Annotated in this window: 14 protein-coding genes; 7 read left to right on the top strand and 7 right to left on the bottom strand. The window is 43.7% G+C overall.

Annotation, left to right across the window (positions count from 1 at the left end):
* From P4S59_RS02650 to P4S59_RS02620, 7 genes are all read left to right on the top strand, one after another.
* Positions 1-1,413: an FAD-dependent oxidoreductase gene (locus P4S59_RS02650; RefSeq protein ID WP_005396322.1), complete on the top strand. Its 1,413-nt coding sequence runs from the start codon at positions 1-3 to the stop codon at positions 1,411-1,413.
* 91 nt (positions 1,414-1,504) lie between these two features.
* Positions 1,505-1,933: a DUF1499 domain-containing protein gene (locus tag P4S59_RS02645; RefSeq protein ID WP_041852996.1), complete on the top strand. Its 429-nt coding sequence runs from the start codon at positions 1,505-1,507 to the stop codon at positions 1,931-1,933.
* 63 nt (positions 1,934-1,996) lie between these two features.
* Complete coding sequence (gene mtnN / locus P4S59_RS02640; RefSeq protein ID WP_005396324.1) at positions 1,997-2,692, top strand: 5'-methylthioadenosine/S-adenosylhomocysteine nucleosidase; 696 nt, start codon at positions 1,997-1,999, stop codon at positions 2,690-2,692.
* Between the two features lie 11 nt (positions 2,693-2,703).
* Positions 2,704-3,657, top strand: a complete 954-nt coding sequence (locus tag P4S59_RS02635) for a cobalamin biosynthesis family protein (RefSeq protein WP_337167950.1) — start codon at positions 2,704-2,706, stop codon at positions 3,655-3,657.
* On the top strand, positions 3,657-4,478 hold the full coding sequence (gene btuF, locus P4S59_RS02630) for a vitamin B12 ABC transporter substrate-binding protein BtuF (protein WP_337168631.1): 822 nt from the start codon (positions 3,657-3,659) through the stop codon (positions 4,476-4,478). Before P4S59_RS02635 ends, btuF begins: the two co-directional genes overlap by 1 nt.
* 69 nt (positions 4,479-4,547) lie before the next feature.
* Entirely contained in the window at positions 4,548-5,168 is a 621-nt protein-coding gene (locus P4S59_RS02625; protein WP_054867265.1) for a TRIC cation channel family protein, read from the top strand.
* Positions 5,169-5,297: 129 nt separating this feature from the next.
* A complete protein-coding gene (locus P4S59_RS02620) occupies positions 5,298-6,182 on the top strand; it encodes a LysR family transcriptional regulator (RefSeq protein ID WP_047009084.1) in 885 nt (294 codons plus the stop codon).
* Between the two features lie 32 nt (positions 6,183-6,214).
* Here the strand turns inward: P4S59_RS02620 and P4S59_RS02615 are convergent, their stop codons facing one another.
* The 7 genes from P4S59_RS02615 to mutT form a co-directional block, all read right to left on the bottom strand.
* On the bottom strand, positions 6,215-6,634 hold the full coding sequence (locus tag P4S59_RS02615) for a hypothetical protein (protein ID WP_301607537.1): 420 nt from the start codon (positions 6,632-6,634) through the stop codon (positions 6,215-6,217).
* Entirely contained in the window at positions 6,631-7,455 is an 825-nt protein-coding gene (locus P4S59_RS02610; RefSeq protein WP_337167949.1) for a hypothetical protein, read from the bottom strand. The genes P4S59_RS02615 and P4S59_RS02610 overlap by 4 nt, the downstream gene beginning before the upstream one ends.
* A 136-nt stretch (positions 7,456-7,591) precedes the next feature.
* Positions 7,592-8,371: a TSUP family transporter gene (locus P4S59_RS02605; RefSeq protein ID WP_005396424.1), complete on the bottom strand. Its 780-nt coding sequence runs from the start codon at positions 8,369-8,371 to the stop codon at positions 7,592-7,594.
* 786 nt (positions 8,372-9,157) lie between these two features.
* Positions 9,158-12,391 carry a carbamoyl-phosphate synthase large subunit gene (gene carB, locus P4S59_RS02600; protein WP_258628211.1) on the bottom strand — a complete coding sequence of 1,078 codons (3,234 nt, stop codon included), beginning with the start codon at positions 12,389-12,391 and terminating at the stop codon, positions 9,158-9,160.
* A gap of 16 nt (positions 12,392-12,407) precedes the next feature.
* A complete protein-coding gene (gene carA, locus P4S59_RS02595) occupies positions 12,408-13,547 on the bottom strand; it encodes a glutamine-hydrolyzing carbamoyl-phosphate synthase small subunit (protein ID WP_005396428.1) in 1,140 nt (379 codons plus the stop codon).
* A 481-nt stretch (positions 13,548-14,028) separates the two neighbouring features.
* Positions 14,029-14,838 carry a 4-hydroxy-tetrahydrodipicolinate reductase gene (dapB, locus tag P4S59_RS02590; protein ID WP_145473190.1) on the bottom strand — a complete coding sequence of 270 codons (810 nt, stop codon included), beginning with the start codon at positions 14,836-14,838 and terminating at the stop codon, positions 14,029-14,031.
* 110 nt (positions 14,839-14,948) lie between these two features.
* Positions 14,949-15,347: an 8-oxo-dGTP diphosphatase MutT gene (mutT, locus tag P4S59_RS02585; protein ID WP_005396433.1), complete on the bottom strand. Its 399-nt coding sequence runs from the start codon at positions 15,345-15,347 to the stop codon at positions 14,949-14,951.
* Positions 15,348-15,506: the final 159 nt, after the last annotated feature.

Raw genomic sequence — 15,506 nt, 5'->3', positions numbered from 1 at the left:
ATGAGCCAGAACGTTTATCAATTTATCGATGTGCAGCGTGTAGATCCTGCCAAAAAGCCGATCAAAGTTCGTAAGATCGAGTTCGTTGAAATCTACGAGCCGTTTACTAAGCAACAAGCCACTGCGCAAGCAGACCGCTGTTTAGATTGCGGTAACCCATACTGTGAATGGAAGTGCCCAGTACACAACTACATCCCTCAATGGCTAAAACTGGCGAATGAGGGACGTATTCTTGAAGCTGTTGAGCTATCGCATCAAACCAATAGTTTACCTGAAGTATGTGGACGCGTTTGTCCTCAAGACCGTCTATGTGAAGGTTCATGCACGCTTAATGATGACTTTGGTGCCGTCACCATCGGTAATATAGAAAAGTACATTACCGACAAAGCCTTTGAAATGGGCTGGAAGCCAGATATGTCCAAGGTGGAGTGGACCGATAAAAAGGTCGCAATCATTGGAGCTGGCCCAGCAGGCTTGGCAGCCGCTGATATCCTAGTGCGCAATGGCGTTAAGCCAGTCGTGTTTGACCGCTACCCAGAAATCGGCGGACTACTGACTTTCGGTATCCCTTCGTTCAAGCTTGAAAAAGGGGTAATGGAAAATCGTCGCCGTGTGTTCACTGAAATGGGCGTCGAGTTCCGCATGAACGTGGAAGTCGGTAAAGATGTACAAATGCAAGACCTAATCGATGAGTACGATGCCATTTTCTTAGGCGTTGGCACCTATAAATACATGCGAGCAGGACTAGAAAATGAGGATGCGCCGGGTGTATATGACGCGCTGCCATTTTTAATTTCGAATACCTACAAAGTCATGGAGCTTGAGAACAACCAACCTTTTATCGACATGGCAGGAAAGAAAGTGGTCGTGCTTGGTGGTGGCGATACCGCAATGGACTGTGTACGAACCTCTATTCGCCAAGGAGCCTCCAATGTGATTTGTGCTTATCGTCGTGACGAAGCCAACATGCCTGGCTCTCGTCGCGAGGTAAAAAACGCGAAGGAAGAAGGCGTGAAGTTCATGTTTAACCTGCAACCACTCGGTGTGGAGGTCGACGCCTCAGGTAACGTATCGGGCGTTAAAGTGGTAAAAACCGCTTTAGGTGAGCCCGATGATGCAGGTCGTCGCAGACCAGAACCAGTGGAAGGCAGTGAACATGTATTGCCTGCGGATGCCGTGATCATGGCATTTGGTTTCCAGCCACACAAAATGGACTGGTTAGAACCGTATGGTGTCGATTTAGACCAATGGGGACGTATCAAGGCACCTGTTGAGCAAGCGTTCATGTACCAAACCAGCAATGCGAAAATCTTCGCTGGCGGTGATGCGGTCCGTGGCTCAGACCTCGTCGTAACCGCAATTGATGAAGGGCGAAAAGCGGCAGAAGGCATTCTTGATTACCTAGAAGTCTAATCACAGCTAACATCACAAAAAGGATCCTATTATTGGATCCTTTTTCTTTTGTATCCATATAATTAGAAACAAAATTATAAGAGTAAATACAATGAAAAAAGCCGCTCTCCTTTCCATCACTTTACTCAGCCTGACAGCCTGCAGCCAAGGAGTCACCAGTATGCCAGATCGTTCTCAATCACCTTGTGGTGACAAACCAAATTGCGTTTCAACTCAGGACTCTAGAGACAAGTTTCAATTAGCGCCTTTTTTGCTCACTGAATCCGCAACGTTAGATGCCATTGAGCAAGCTGCGCTTCAACTTCCTGGCGCCAAAACCGCGGTAAAAGAGGGCGATTACCTTCGGATAGAATGCACATCTAAAATCATGCGCTTCGTGGATGACCTCGAATTAAAAGTAGCAGGAGACAAACTGATTGTTCGCTCAGAGTCACGTGTAGGCTATTCTGACTTTGGCGTAAACAGAAAGCGCGCCGAACAATTACGAGAAAAGCTCACTCAAGCTAAGCTCATCAAATAGAAAACTGCTCACGGGGAGTGCTATACTCTCGGCCAACTAAAATATTTACCGAAAGAGAGTGTTATGAAAGTTGGTATCATCGGTGCGATGGAACAAGAAGTGACCATCCTGAAAGAAGCAATCACAAACTGCAAAACCGTAAATAAAGCAGGTTGTACGTTTTTCTCTGGTCAAATTAATGATGTAGAAGTAGTCGTACTACAATCAGGTATTGGTAAAGTTGCAGCTGCAGTAGGCACTACCATTCTTCTTGATGAATACCAGCCAGATGTTGTGATTAACACAGGCTCTGCTGGTGGCTTCGATTCAAGCCTAAATCTAGGTGATGTTGTTATCTCAACAGAAGTTCGTCATCACGATGCAGACGTGACAGCTTTTGGTTATGAAATTGGCCAAATGGCTGGCCAGCCTGCTGCATTCAAAGCAGATGAAAAGCTAATGGATTTAGCAGAAAAGGCACTAGCGCAAATGGAAAACACTCATGCAGTTCGCGGCCTGATCTGTACTGGCGATGCGTTTGTTTGCACCGCTGAGCGTCAAGAATTTATTCGTAAGCACTTCCCATCCGTTATCGCGGTAGAAATGGAAGCATCTGCTATCGCTCAAACTTGTCACCAATTCAACACGCCGTTTGTTGTTGTGCGTGCAATCTCTGATGTCGCTGATAAAGAGTCACCAATGAGCTTTGATGAGTTCCTACCGCTAGCAGCAAAGAGCTCTTCTGAAATGGTATTCAAAATGCTGGAACTCATTAAGTAAAAGACTCATTCATGGAAGAAGTTTTTCAGTCATTTTATGCCAACGGTGCGCTCCTTATTATGTGGGGCGCACTGCTCTTTCACCTTCTTTTACCAATCCCCCGTTCATCGCATCCCATCACTTTATGGCGAAAGTTAGCTGAGAACCTCGCCAACAAAGTAAACAATAATCACAGTTACTCACAGAGGCTGACCTCCGGCAGTCTTGCATTGGGCTTGATGCTATTGCCTTGCTTGATCTTGCTGATTGCCGTGGAGCCATTCGTTTGGCAAGTGCCTTTATACGAACTAGTGCTATTGATCATTGCTTTGGACTGGCGCAACAGCGAAGCCTTAACGAAACAACTCGTCACAAGTATGTCGAGAGAAGACAAAGCTCAGTGCCGACAATTACTAAGACCATACCTTAATCGCGATACTGACAGCCTCTCGATCATCGGCATAGGTAAAGCAAGCTCAGAAGCTATGATTATGGGATACAGCCGCAACGTAATCGGTGTGTTATTTTGGTACGCACTAGCAGGTGGTATTGGTGCGTTAATGTATCGACTAGCCACAGAGTTAGCTCGAGTTTGGTCCCCTAGCCGACGCCAATATTTGCCCTTTGGTAAACCTGCCGTTCAGCTGGTTGCCGCTCTGGATATTATTCCACTTCGTCTCTTTGCCATACTTTTAGCTGTAGGAAAGAACGTAAGCAATGTGCTTTCTGGTGTACAGCAACAAGCTAACTCTTGGCCACTACCCGGGCCTGCCTGGGTGTTGTGTACCATCGGACACAAACTACAACTCTCTTTATGCGGCCCTGCTATCTATCAAGGTATACGTGCGGAACGCGCAAAAATCGGTGGACGAATCGCCCCATCGGCTATTCACCTTTCACAAATACATACGCTGCTCGTTTGGCGAGTCTTCGTTTGGATAGCTATCCAAAGTCTGCTTTTAGGAATGATTTATCAAGGATTATGATGAATAAACTATGCTTCGCATTAACGCTGTTTGTTTCGACAGCGACCTTCGCTCAACCCGCTCAACGCATTGTAAGTTTAGCTCCGCATGCCACTGAAATTGCCTTTGCGGCAGGGCTAGGAGACAAGCTTGTTGCTGTCAGCGAAATGAGTGATTATCCAGAGCAGACAAAGCAGCTGGAAAGAGTCTCTAATTACCAAGGAATTAAATTAGAGCGCATTATTGCTCTTCAACCGGATTTAGTCATTGCTTGGCCGGCAGGAAACCCGGCAAAAGAGCTGGAGAAAATTAAACAGTTCGGCATTCCTATCTATTATTCCACTACTGGCTCACTGGAAGATATCGCCAATAATATCGAGCAGCTAAGCCAATACAGCGAAACCCCGCAAATAGGACAAAAGGCCGCTGAAGATTTTAGAACGCAACTGAATACACTAAAAGAGAAGTACAACACGCACGAGAAAGTTCGTTACTTTTATCAGTTGAGTGAAAAGCCTATCATCACTGTCGCCGGGAAGAACTGGCCAAGTGAAGTCTTTACTTTTTGCGGTGGTGAAAACATTTTCGCAGCATCCAGCGCGCCTTATCCTCAGGTCAGCATCGAGCAGGTCATCACTCGCCAACCAGAGGTTATTTTTACTTCTCGTCACGCAATGAGTAATGATGGTATGTGGGCAGAGTGGAGCAATGAGCTTCCCGCACTTAGAAATAAACACATCTGGTCTCTAAACTCAGATTGGATTAACCGCCCAACCCCACGCACACTAAATGCGATCACAGAAGTGTGTGAGCACTTTAAAAGCGTTCGTCAAAAACGCTAACGATTTCGTGGCAAATACCGTACAATTTCCGCCCATTTTTTCTCACACTATATAAAGGTACTAAGTAACATGGACTCCATGCTGCTTTATATGATCGATTTGTTCGGTACCGCTGTTTTCGCTATCTCTGGCGTGTTACTGGCGGGCCGTTTAAAAATGGATCCATTCGGCGTTATCGTTCTCGGCAGTGTGACTGCTATTGGTGGCGGAACAATCCGAGACATGGCGCTAGGTGCCACTCCTGTATTTTGGATAACAGATACTACGTACTTATGGGTGATATTTGTTACGTGTCTACTAACCATGCTCGTTGTACGCAGACCAAAACGGCTGTCATGGTGGGTATTACCCGTCTGTGATGCGATCGGCCTTGCAGTATTTGTAGGAATAGGTGTAGAGAAAGCCCTCGCTTACAACGCGTCTGGGATGGTCGCCGTGATCATGGGAGTCATTACTGGTTGTGGTGGTGGTATTATACGTGATGTGCTGGCTCGCGAAGTTCCTATGGTATTAAGAAGCGAAGTCTACGCTACGGCATGTATTATTGGCGGCATCTTCCATACGATGGCGGTAAACATGGGTTATGACCACTCAACGGCTTTACTCGCTGGTGTAATCTCAACGCTCATTATACGTCTCGGTGCTATTCGTTGGCATCTATCCCTGCCAACTTTCGCAATTAATCGTTAAACACAAATTACATGATTCGGTCATGGAGTCGACTGAGTGTCGGCTCCTCTCATTTATACTCATTTGATTCGCCAATTCTTGTACAATTCGCTAAATTATTTCAACCATTCCTAACTTTCATTAATTATTATGTTGCTTGAAGGTATTGAGACGTTACTTGTCCTCAGTAAAGAAAAAACCATGAGCCGTACGGGCAGCCAACTCTATATTAGTCAATCTGCGGTGAGTAAGCGCATTTCGAATCTAGAGAAGAAGTTAGGAAAAAAATTGATTGAGCCAAGTGGTCGGCACATAAAGCTGACCTCCGATGGCCTTGCGCTCATCAACACGATCGAGCCAACGTTCAATGAGTTAAGAGGTCAGATCTATGATCAGCAAGAAATAGAAGATACTTCTTTGATCAAGATAGACTGCTCTGAAACCTTAGTCGCTGGATACCTTAGTGTGATCATGGCAGAACGCTTTGCCCATGACCAGTACATACGAATATCGACCAATCATACACCACGCATTATTGAGAACGTCAAATCAGGTAAAGCGACACTGGGATTCTGTGCTGGTTATTTACCGCCTCATCATGGATTAATGAGCCTTCACCTCGCTGATGAACCTTTTTCAATCGTCAGTAGATACCCACTTTCGCAACTACCCAAAGCCATTTTGACCAATGACTTAACCAATCCTGCCAACACTTACCAACAAGCTATTTTGTCAAAATACGGAATTGAGCCTTTGATGGAAATGGATTCATACACTGCGGCAGCACAACTGGCTTTGGGCGGAATGGCTCCCGCTTTAATTCCTAAATCTATCCTGAAGACACTTAATATCACACCCAAATTCTGCTATGACTTTGAAGAACTAGGACAGTTAATTCGACCAATACATATCTGCTTGCGCCACAGCACATATCGCAGCAAACGAGTTAAAGCACTGACAAAATCCATTGCTGATGTTGTTGCCAAAGAAGTTTCGTTGCCATTAGCATCGACATCACAACAACTAGACAATTGAAGTAGAGTATAATGTAAAAGTGTATTTCATAGTCATTTTACAAAAACATAGTACTCACTTAAAAACCATCGAGAACTAAGTTCCTCAGAATAATGGTATCCATGACTTTCAGCATAAGACAGCAGCCACTCATTAAACATATAAGAAAACAAAAAGCTAGAAACTAATAAAACAAAACATAATTTAAAAAGCTTTTTAAGTTTTTCTTTATTTGGCTTTCTCTTAGTAGAAACAGTATAAATAGAAACATAAGAAAGCAAAGCAAATAAAAAACCGGATGAAAATAACTGAATATTCTGACCACCTAAGGATAAACTTTCCTGATCGGATGAAATTGCTCCAAAAAAATCCAACAAATCAGATACCGGAAGATAAATCACAAAATATGTACATATAGGAAATAGAATTGAACCTATAATAAATGTGCTATAATCTATTTCTTCATTTTTCATAATGAAAAACCACTATTTTTAAAGCTTTGCATCGCTCGGTATTGGTTTATTTTATCTTTCATCTCCAATTTTTCCACCTCTTCCTTTTGAGACCAAAATAGCATAATTTCCTTTTGGAACCTCTTTGTGAGGTTAAATTCTTCATCTATTTTACTAGCTGCAAAGCTGGCAACAACACCGACAAAAACAACCACAAACAGAGCTGCTGAACCACCAGCAGCGACAACACCTACAGAAACCATCGTTTTTAATGTTATACTAGCAACTAAAGCAGCCAAACCCACTTTAATAATGTCACTTGCTATAACTCCGAATAATTTAGCCAATACTCTTTTATTTGACTCTTTAAAGAAATACTCAGCTATTCTATAAGATGTGACAAAAATAACAGTAATAATTGCACCTTGCTTAACCGTCTGTAATGCCTTTTCTTTTCCTATAGCAAAACTTACAGCCATCGGTGGCGAAATCTTACCAGACAAAGCCATAACTTTTCTTTGTAAACTAGGTGTTCCTTTAATTACAATATGATTAAAACCACCATACTTCTCAACTGCAATAGGAGCTGCGCTACCTGACAAGGCTACAGCAACTCTACCTAAATACGCCAAATCATCTACAGTTGCATAGTAGTTTGCAATAAATTCTAACTTATCCTTTAAACTATTCCACCGAAGCTGTTCATGCTTAGGGATAAATTTACTAACCAATTTATCAAATTCATTGATAGAAAATGCATAACATTCTCTTTTTGACTGGGTATTATCTCGAGATATAATAGGATACATATAACCAACAATTAAATATTCTAAACTTAGCATTCTAACTTTATTAAATAAAAATTGTTTATTACTTTTTCATTTTAAGTACGATATCACACTATAATGAAATCATAGATATATCAGTATTTCTTTACATATAATTCATGAGTAGGCGTAGTTGAACGTAGAGAACGAGTTATAATACTGACAAAATCCATTGCTGATGTTGTTGCCAAAGAAGTTTCGTTGCCATGAGCATCGACATCACAATAACTAGAGGACGAATCCATTTTTGCCCTTTACTTACCACGACCTTCGCCCCTAACTGAGCACCAAGAAAACCGCCAACAGCCATGGTTAAGCCAAGCTTCCACACTGGCAACCCGGCTAAGATAAAAAAGAGTAGTGCCGCTATGTTTGACGTGAAATTGAGGATTTTTGTTCTAGCAGTGGCTTCGACCAAAGAAAAGTGACCCAGTGCAACAAAACAAACAGTAAAAATAGATCCAGTCCCAGGGCCAAAAAAGCCATCATAGAAACCGATCCCCCCACCAATGCATAGCGCAAACATCGCTTCAGATAACTTTGGTTCTCCATCGATTTTTCGCGTACTTGGCGCGAGTAAAAAATAGAGGGAAATGGCTATCAAAAGAACAGGGATCAAACTGGTGAGTACGCTAGCATCAATAAACTGCACAGCCTCGGCACCGATCGCTGCACCGATAAAAGTACAGAGTATCGCGAAACGCATTTCCTTTAGGCTGACAATACCGTTACGCACGAAATACCAGCTAGCAGAGAAACTGCCAAACGAACTTTGTAACTTGTTGGTTGCTAGAGCTTGAGTCGGACTCAACCCCGCTGCCAAAAGCGCAGGGAGCGTAATGAGCCCTCCCCCACCAGCCATCGCATCAATAAAGCCTGCGGCAGTCGCAACAAAAAATAGAGCCAACAAAATCTCAACCGTGATTTCCACTACACATCCTTTTTATTTAAAGAGGCATCAAAGAGGAAAAACGGTAGCACTTATTCACAAAACCACCAATGGAAAGTCAAGACACCAATCTATTCCTAATTTTCATCATTTAATAAATCTAGAAAATGACACATTAAAAACATCAATCACAACCAAATATAGAGCCTCACCTCAAGAGCCTCTTAATATTTTGATAGAAAAGGAAAGCGCTGTCTTAATAGGGAACGTCTAATCTGATAAAAACGAAAATAATGGATAACTTACTGACTCGACCATCCAGAAAAACAACAATTACACTCAAAAATCGAACAAATAGTGAACATCTCAATAAGTGTATGTTTATACTTGGCATTGACTATTGGTCTGACTATTAGCTTAAGCATTTGGAATGACTGGTTTTCTTTCACTCAACACATTGATCTAGATACGTACCTTCTTACATTGGGAGCTATTACAGTTGTTGTTGTATGTATTCCAAACATCCTGACAATAAGCAAAGGATTAAGTATTGCTGCAAAAATAAACTTAATCACTATCTCTTTTATCATTCTTACCTGCAGTATCAACTTTGTTGTAGCAAGTGGTAGTACTATTTCTTCATCTTTGGGAATATTGCTTGCCATAATTAGCTTGATGATCTTCAAAAGCAAAGCATACCAATCGTTCCTAGCACACTTTAATGCTCTTCATTTTAGAAAAACCTCAATATAAAAAAGCCCGCTCAAATGAGCGGGCAATGAGGTTGTCATGTAAGCCCTGATTAACGAGCTTACTGATTTTTATCTGTTACGCGTCTAGACTCGCTTTCACTTTTGCGTGTAGCTCTTGAACCGAAGTTACTGACGCTTTTGCGTCTGCAGTATGAGACATACATGTAGCGAACGCTGCGTTCAGTGTCGTTGTGTAGTTCACTTTCTCTGCCAGTGCGCCGCGACGTAGAACTTTCGAATCTTCAATCGCTTGACGACCAGCAGCCGTGTTTACGATGTAGGTGTATTCGTTGTTCTTGATACGGTCAAGAATGTGTGGACGACCTTCGTGTACTTTGTTTACCAAACGTGGGTTAATACCCGCTTCGCCCAGAATTACAGCAGTACCGTGTGTCGCATCCAACTGGTAACCCAGTTTCACTAGCTTAGAAGCTAGGTCAACAACACGCTCTTTATCGCCTTCACGTACAGACAGTAGCGCACGACCACCTTCAGGGTAAACCGCACCACAACCTAGCTCTGCTTTCGCGTAAGCTTCTGCGAACGTTGCACCAACACCCATTACTTCACCTGTTGAGCGCATTTCTGGGCCCAATAGAGGGTCAACACCAGGGAATTTGTTGAACGGCAGAACCACTTCTTTCACTGAGTAGTAAGGAGGGATAATCTCTTTAGTAAATCCTTGTGACTCTAGAGATTGACCCGCCATTACACGTGCAGCGATTTTCGCTAGAGGTGCACCTGTCGCTTTCGATACGAATGGTACCGTACGAGCAGCACGAGGGTTCACTTCGATTAGGTAAACGTCGTTGTCTTTCACAGCAAACTGCGTGTTCATCAAACCGCGTACACCGAGTTCGAACGCCAGCTTCTCAACTTGCTCACGCATCTTGTCTTGAATTTCCTGACTTAGCGTGTATGCAGGCAGTGAACATGCAGAGTCACCAGAGTGAACACCCGCTTGTTCGATGTGTTCCATGATACCGCCGATAACGACGCGTTCACCGTCACAGATAGCATCAATATCAACTTCGGTTGCATCATCCAAGAAACGGTCTAGTAGAACTGGAGACTCGTTCGATACGCTTACTGCTTCGTTGAAGTAGCGACGCAGGTCTTGCTCGTCGTATACGATTTCCATCGCACGACCACCGAGTACATAAGATGGACGAACAACTAATGGGAAGCCAATTTCTTTCGATTTTTCAACCGCCTGTTCCATCGTTGTTACTGTCGCGTTTTCTGGCTGAAGTAGACCTAGACGGTCAACAGCTGCCTGGAAGCGTTCACGGTCTTCCGCACGGTCGATAGCATCTGGGCTAGTACCAATGATTGGAACACCAGCCGCTTCTAGAGCACGAGCCAGTTTAAGTGGCGTTTGACCACCGTACTGAACAATCACACCTTTTGGTTTTTCAACGCGAGCGATAGACAGTACATCTTCCAGAGTTACTGGTTCGAAGTACAGGCGATCAGACGTATCGTAGTCAGTAGATACCGTTTCTGGGTTACAGTTAACCATAATGGTTTCGTAACCGTCTTCACGCAGCGCAAGTGATGCGTGTACACAACAGTAATCGAATTCAATACCTTGGCCGATACGGTTTGGACCGCCACCAAGAACCATGATCTTGTCTTTGTCTGTTGGGTTTGCTTCACACTCTTCATCGTAAGATGAGTACATGTAAGCCGTATCAGAAGAAAACTCAGCGGCACACGTATCCACACGTTTGTAAACCGGGTGAATATCAAACTGCTCACGAGCACGGCGAATTTCACTTTCAGCGACACCAAGCAGTTTAGACAAGCGCGCATCAGAGAAGCCTTTACGTTTCATCTGGCGAAGAACGTCTTTGGTCAAACCTGCGTAGCCGCCCGCCTTGACTTGCTCTTCGAGTTTTACGATTTCTTCGATTTGAACCAGGAACCAACGGTCAATTTGAGTCAAGTTGAACACGCCGTCAACTGACATGCCAGCTCGGAATGCATCGGCGATGTACCAGATACGCTCAGCGCCAGCTTCTTTAAGTTCGTGACGAATCTTAGTCAGTGCATCTGGTGCTTCTAAATCGACCATCTCGTCAAAACCAGTTGCGCCAACTTCTAGGCCACGAAGTGCTTTGTGAAGAGATTCTTGTTGGTTACGACCAATTGCCATTACCTCACCAACCGATTTCATCTGAGTAGTCAGACGGTCGTTTGCGCCAGCAAATTTCTCGAAGTTAAAGCGAGGAATCTTAGTTACGACGTAGTCGATAGTTGGCTCGAATGATGCTGGTGTTGCACCGCCCGTGATGTCGTTTTGTAGTTCGTCCAGAGTAAAGCCAACAGCAAGCTTCGCGGCAATCTTAGCGATTGGGAAACCTGTTGCTTTTGACGCTAACGCAGAAGAGCGAGATACACGTGGGTTCATCTCGATGATAACCATACGGCCATCTTTCGGGTTGATACCAAACTGTACGTTTGAACCACCTGTTTCAACACCAATTTCACGTAGAACGGCTAGCGATGCGTTACGCATTAGCTGGTATTCTTTGTCAGTCAGTGTCTGTGCTGGTGCTACTGTGATTGAGTCACCCGTGTGGATACCCATTGGATCAAAGTTTTCGATTGAACATACGATGATACAGTTGTCCGATTTGTCACGAACGACTTCCATTTCGTACTCTTTCCAACCGATTAGTGACTCATCGATAAGAAGTTCGTTGGTCGGAGATAAGTCCAGACCGCGACGACAGATTTCTTCGAACTCTTCTTTGTTGTACGCAATACCACCACCAGTGCCACCCATGGTGAACGATGGACGGATGATACAAGGGAAGCCAACCATATCTAAAACTTTGTAAGCTTCTTCCATGCTCTTCGCTGTATCTGCGCGAGGACACTCAAGGCCGATAGACTTCATCGCTTTATCAAAACGAGAACGGTCTTCCGCTTTGTCGATTGCATCAGCCGTTGCACCGATCATCTCTACGCCGAATTCTTCTAGTACGCCGTGTTTCTCTAAGTCTAACGCACAGTTAAGTGCAGTCTGGCCACCCATGGTTGGCAAAACTGCATCTGGACGCTCTTTTTCAATGATCTTGCGTACCACTTCCCATTGGATTGGCTCGATGTAAGTCGCATCAGCCATCTCTGGGTCAGTCATGATCGTTGCTGGGTTCGAGTTAACCAGAATAACTCGGTAGCCTTCTTCACGAAGTGCTTTACAGGCTTGTGCGCCAGAGTAGTCAAACTCACATGCCTGACCGATAACAATCGGACCAGCACCAAGAATTAGAATACTTTGAATGTCAGTACGTTTTGGCATTATCTACTACTCCGAATTAAGCGCTGTGTTTTTTGATTAGTTCGATAAAGTGGTCAAATAGCGGTGCCGCGTCATGTGGACCTGGGCTCGCTTCTGGGTGACCTTGGAAGCTAAATGCTGGCTTGTCTGTGCGGTGAATACCTTGCAAAGAGCCATCAAATAACGATACGTGAGTAGCACGTAAGTTTTCCGGTAACGTTGCTTCATCTGCCGCAAAGCCGTGGTTTTGCGAAGTGATCATAACAACGTTACGGTCTAAATCTTTTACTGGGTGGTTTGCACCATGGTGACCAAACTTCATTTTCACGGTTTGTGCACCTGACGCTAACGCAAGGATTTGGTGACCTAAACAGATACCGAAGATAGGTAAGCCTTTTTCTAGGAACACTTTTGTCGCTTCAATCGCGTAAGTACATGGTTCTGGATCACCAGGGCCATTTGATAGGAAAACACCGTCCGGGTTCATCGCAAGCACTTCTTCCGCTGACGTTTCAGCAGGAACAACCGTTAAGCGGCAACCGCGGTCAACCAACATTCGCAGGATGTTGCGTTTTGCGCCGAAGTCGTAAGCAACGACGTGGTATGGCAGCTCGCTGTCATCTTTCGCCTCTGGAAGTCCACCTTCAAGCGTCCACGAACCTTGTTTCCATTGATACGCTTCTTTCGTTGTAACTTCTTTCGCAAGGTCCATTCCTTTTAAGCCTGGGAATTCTTTTGCTTTCGCTAGAGCCAAAGCTTCATCTAGGTTATTACCCGCAACAATACAACCGTTTTGAGCACCTTTTTCACGCAAGATACGAGTGAGCTTTCGCGTATCAATATCAGCGATGCCAACGATATTTTGAGACTTAAGGTAATCAGAGAGGGATTGTTCATTACGGAAGTTAGAAGCGATAAGAGGAAGATCGCGAATCACAAGGCCTTGTGCATGAATGGAAGAGGATTCTTCATCTTCGGAAGTGGTTCCGGTATTGCCAATGTGAGGATAAGTAAGGGTGACGATTTGCTGAGAATAGGAAGGATCAGTGAGGATTTCTTGATACCCCGTCATCGAGGTATTAAAAACGACTTCACCAACGGAAATACCATCTGCCCCTATGGACACTCCGTGGAACACTGTCCCATCTTCTAGGACTAACAGTGCTAATTTACCCAAGACAACCTCCAGAATAAAAATGCAAAAAAAATAAATCAAACTGCAAACATGCCTTCCTTTACCTATAAAATCTACATAAATAGGTATTTCAGACAAATTGGCGGTATTCTAAAGTTGGACTGGAAATCTGTCAACCTACAATCAAAAATAAATTATCAATTTCTAGCGAGTAAGGTCATTTCGAATCAGTAAGGCTCAAAAAGATAACTTTTGAATGCTATTACATAGGGAGGGATAGAGGTTTAATGAATTTTACAAATTTGAACTTTTTATGGATCACAAAAAATTATGAGTTTTTAACGCAAACGTTCACCACGACAAAAATAGGAACACTTTTAACGGTTACACCCAAAAACAAAGCTAAAACAGATAAAAACACAACAAAAGTAAGTGCTAAAATCTTCTCTATCAGAATCATTTTATTTACAAATAATTCTATAGATATAAAAAAGCCGGCTAACGCCGGCGAATAATTATGTATTTAAAGTTCATTCAATCCCAAAACATCTGTCATGGTATAAAAGCCCGCAGGTTTAGCACTCAACCAAACTGCAGCCTTTACGGCCCCATTAGCAAACGTCATGCGATCAGTCGCTTTGTGCGTTATTTCCACTCGTTCCCCGATATCAGCAAACATAGCTGTATGCTCACCGACGATATCGCCAGCGCGAATCGTAGCAAAGCCGATCTCATCTTTTGTTCTTTCACCAGTAATGCCTTCTCGGGCATAGACAGCTACATCATTCAGCTTATTACCCATCGCACCAGCAATAGCTTCTCCCATTCCGACAGCGGTACCAGAGGGGGCATCAACTTTATGGCGATGGTGTGCTTCAACAATCTCGATATCACAGTAATCCCCCATCACTTTGGCCGCTTTCTCAAGAAGCTTAAAGACAAGGTTTACGCCTACAGAATAATTTGGCGCCATCACAACAGGCACTTGCTTGGCTGCTTCATCGATAAGATCACGCTCTGCATCGCTGAAGCCAGTCGTCCCAATCACAATGCTCTTACCGTATTTCTTGCACAACTCGAGATTCGCTAATGTGCTTACTGGAGCGGTGAAATCGATGATTACATCAAAATTATCGACGTCTTTAGCAAGATCATCCGTTAAGAGCACATCGAATTTACCTTCACCACAAAGTTCACCGATATCGACGCCGACGAGTGAAGACTCAGGTCGTTCTGATCCCGCGCTCACTGTCGCTTCAGGATTAAGGTGTGAAGCTTTAACCAAATTGCGGCCCATTCGGCCAGCTGCTCCTGCGATTGCAATACGAACCATTGCGCTTTCTCTCCTTCTCTGGATAACGAGGTTTGCTCTCGTTCTCTCGTTTCGCTTAATCTGTTTAAACTAACAACATACCGTGGTTACCACAAGCAAGTTCATCGAGCTTAAGCAAACTCTTTTACAACACGCTCCAAGATAGGTACGTTCGCTTCAGGAAAGGTGTAGTCGCCCAATTCGCTGATCTCAACCCAGCATCCTTCTTGACCTTCTCGACCGTAAGGCTCATTACTGAATTGAGATACTGTAATAAAATCAAACTTGAGTGATTTGTCTGGATAGTCGTATTCCAAGTGTTCAAAAGGGGCTTGCTCAATAACTTCAATTCCCACTTCTTCTTCGAGTTCTCTTGTAATAGCAAGCTCAATACTTTCTCCCGGCTCGACTTTGCCACCCGGAAACTCCCAAAACCCGCCTTTGTGCTTATCATCAGGACGCTTTGTAATAAAGATCTTTGATTTGTCTTGGTTAAAAATAATTGCCGCGACTATGTGAATTCTTTTCATGGGGATTCCTAACTCTCAAGACCGTTGTACTTTGCTATTGTGACAACGAGCTTCTACATCTCAAAAACTTTCTGACCTATCAAACTTATGGAATTTGATAGCCAAAGAATTTATTTAAAAAAAGAGTCGCCTAAGCGACTCTTTGATAAATAATCCGAC

Source organism: Vibrio sp. M60_M70 (assembly GCF_037162085.1).
Taxonomy (GTDB): domain Bacteria; phylum Pseudomonadota; class Gammaproteobacteria; order Enterobacterales; family Vibrionaceae; genus Vibrio; species Vibrio diabolicus.
Note: the sequence above shows the minus strand (reverse complement) of the source record. Positions and strands in the feature narration are given on the sequence as shown.

Coding starts and splice junctions, on each gene's coding strand:
- P4S59_RS02645 (WP_041852996.1), top strand. CDS start 1,505: ATGAAAAAAGCCGCTCTCCTTTCCATCACTTTACTCAGCCTGACAGCC.
- dapB (WP_145473190.1), bottom strand. CDS start 14,838: ATGGTTCGTATTGCAATCGCAGGAGCAGCTGGCCGAATGGGCCGCAAT.
- mtnN (WP_005396324.1), top strand. CDS start 1,997: ATGAAAGTTGGTATCATCGGTGCGATGGAACAAGAAGTGACCATCCTG.
- P4S59_RS02625 (WP_054867265.1), top strand. CDS start 4,548: ATGGACTCCATGCTGCTTTATATGATCGATTTGTTCGGTACCGCTGTT.
- P4S59_RS02615 (WP_301607537.1), bottom strand. CDS start 6,634: ATGAAAAATGAAGAAATAGATTATAGCACATTTATTATAGGTTCAATT.
- mutT (WP_005396433.1), bottom strand. CDS start 15,347: ATGAAAAGAATTCACATAGTCGCGGCAATTATTTTTAACCAAGACAAA.
- carB (WP_258628211.1), bottom strand. CDS start 12,391: ATGCCAAAACGTACTGACATTCAAAGTATTCTAATTCTTGGTGCTGGT.
- P4S59_RS02610 (WP_337167949.1), bottom strand. CDS start 7,455: ATGCTAAGTTTAGAATATTTAATTGTTGGTTATATGTATCCTATTATA.
- P4S59_RS02650 (WP_005396322.1), top strand. CDS start 1: ATGAGCCAGAACGTTTATCAATTTATCGATGTGCAGCGTGTAGATCCT.
- P4S59_RS02635 (WP_337167950.1), top strand. CDS start 2,704: ATGGAAGAAGTTTTTCAGTCATTTTATGCCAACGGTGCGCTCCTTATT.
- P4S59_RS02620 (WP_047009084.1), top strand. CDS start 5,298: ATGTTGCTTGAAGGTATTGAGACGTTACTTGTCCTCAGTAAAGAAAAA.
- btuF (WP_337168631.1), top strand. CDS start 3,657: ATGAATAAACTATGCTTCGCATTAACGCTGTTTGTTTCGACAGCGACC.